At 64.2% G+C, this 2,019-nt stretch carries 3 protein-coding genes; all 3 read right to left on the bottom strand.

The genetic code is table 11. The features are described from left to right. On the bottom strand, positions 1–334 hold a 334-nt coding region (locus GRF61_RS23940; protein ID WP_211166179.1), incomplete at its 3' end, for an anti-sigma regulatory factor. Positions 335–353: 19 nt separating this feature from the next. Next, positions 354–686: an STAS domain-containing protein gene (locus GRF61_RS23935; RefSeq protein WP_348982474.1), complete on the bottom strand. Its 333-nt coding sequence runs from the start codon at positions 684–686 to the stop codon at positions 354–356. 23 nt (positions 687–709) lie between these two features. Continuing rightward, positions 710–1,585 (bottom strand): STAS domain-containing protein, encoded by an 876-nt coding sequence (locus tag GRF61_RS23930; protein ID WP_169153121.1) that lies wholly within the window; start codon positions 1,583–1,585, stop codon positions 710–712. Positions 1,586–2,019: the final 434 nt, after the last annotated feature.

Below are 2,019 nucleotides of genomic sequence, written 5' to 3'. Positions count from 1 at the left end.
GCCCCAGCCCCAGGCCGCCGCCGCTGGTAAAGCCATCGCGCAGCGCGCGTTCGATGTCGGCGATGCCCGGCCCCTGGTCCACGAAGCGCAGCCGCAGGCCGACCCGGACGCCATTGGTGAGCTTGCTCAGGCGGGCATCGCCCCCGCCGCCGTATTGCAGCGTATTGCGTGCCAGCTCACTCGCGGCGGTGACGAACTTCGTCTGGTCCACCAGCGAGAAGCCTTGCGCAATGGCATGATCGCGCACGATCTGGCGCAGCCGGACGATCTCCTCGTCCGAACGCAGGCCGACCTCGGCCGCCAGTGTTTCTGTTGCATCGCCAACGTGCATCATGGATGGATACCTTCAGCGGTCAGCGCCGGCGCTGTTGCAGCAGCGCCATGCCTTTCTCGACATTGAGCGCCGTGCTGACACCGGTCAGCGTCAGACCCAGCTCCACCAGGGTGATCGCAACCGAAGGCTGCATTCCGACCACCACCGTTTCCGCATCCAGCACGGTGGCCATGGCCGCGGTGTTGCTGATCATGCGGCCGATGAAGGAATCCACCACGTCGAGCGCGGAGATGTCGATCAGCACCCCCTTCGCCTTGTCCTTGACGATGCGTCCGGTGAGATCGTCCTGCAACGCAATCGCCAGCCTGTCGTGCATGTCCACCTGGATGGCAACGATCAGGCAATTGCCCATTCTCAAGATAGGAATCCGCTCCATCACGCCCCCTGGGCCGTGGCGGACGGCGCCAGGATGCTGGAGCCGGTACGCTGGAGCGCGACGGTGAAGGCATCCGCCAGCGTGGATTTGGTGGTGACGTTGGTGAGATCGACACCGAGATGGACGATGGTCTGCGCGATCTGCGGGCGAATGCCGCTGATGATGCAGTCCGCCCCCATCAGCCGGGCCGCCGCCACCGTCTTCAGCAGATGCTGGGCCACCAGCGTGTCCACCGTCGGCACCCCGGTGATGTCGATGATGGCGATGCCGGCACCGGTCTCCACGATCTTCTGCAGCAGGCTCTCCATCACTACCTGGGTACGGGCGGAATCCAGCGTGCCGATGAGCGGCAGGGCCAGGATGCCCTCCCACAGCTGCACGACCGGGGTCGAGAGCTCCAGCAGTTCTTCCTGCTGGCGGGCGATGATGGATTCGCGGCTGCGCTGGAACACTTCGGTGGTGAAGAGACCGAGCGAATCCAGCAGCAGGTTCACATTCCAGCTGATTTCGGAGAGCGCCACCGGGTCGTCGCCGAGTTCGCTGCGCAGCCGGCCGTACAGCGGCTGCTTCAGCGAGAAGACGAAGGTGGCGGTTTCCGCCGGGGTATAGCCCTGGCGGGCGCGGTGGGCGGACATCTCGGCGAGGAAGGCGCGCACCGGCTCCCACTCGGGGCGGCTCGCATCCAGGATGTCGGTGCGCTGCAAGGCGTCGGTGAATACGTTGAGGAAGCTGCGGAACTGTTCCCGCATCTCGGCCTCAGTCGTCAGGCCCCGACGCAGCGCAATGGAAAGGTGCTGGTTCAGCCAGTCAGTCAGCAAGGCATCGCGATGACGCGAAAGGATTTCAATCAGGGCAGTGCCTTTCGGGGTATCCATATAGTCTCCAGAACACACCTGCCAGTGCAGGTTCGGCCGCAACAGACAGCGAGCGGGAATGCAAAGCCCCTGGGTAGAGAAATGCCACCGGCGAAAGCAGGTGGCATCGCAGACCTGGCTCGAGGGGCAACAGGGTTGGGCAATGGTACACGGCGGCCCCCTCCTGCGGTACGAAATCCGGCCCCTTCCCGCTTTTTGAATCTTTTACAAAACCTTTGTAAATCTTATACTTGCAAACCTCCGCTCCTGCCGGAAACAACACGTCCGCCTCCGCTCGCCGGCTCTTCTCCGGCGCCCGGCGGCAGTCCGGCAGAGCAGCGCCACAGGCACACGAAAATGACGTTGAGCTTGCCCCGCTCTCACACGCAGGGAAGGCCTGAATACGCCGTCAGCAAACCACGACCCCATGCCCTTCCCCGCCCCCGCTCCATGGC

Source organism: Azoarcus sp. TTM-91, assembly GCF_012911025.1.
Taxonomy (GTDB): Bacteria; Pseudomonadota; Gammaproteobacteria; order Burkholderiales; family Rhodocyclaceae; genus Azoarcus.
This window is presented reverse-complemented; position numbering and strand designations above follow the sequence as displayed.

Coding starts and splice junctions, on each gene's coding strand:
- GRF61_RS23935 (WP_348982474.1), bottom strand. CDS start 686: ATGGGCAATTGCCTGATCGTTGCCATCCAGGTGGACATGCACGACAGG.
- GRF61_RS23930 (WP_169153121.1), bottom strand. CDS start 1,585: ATGGATACCCCGAAAGGCACTGCCCTGATTGAAATCCTTTCGCGTCAT.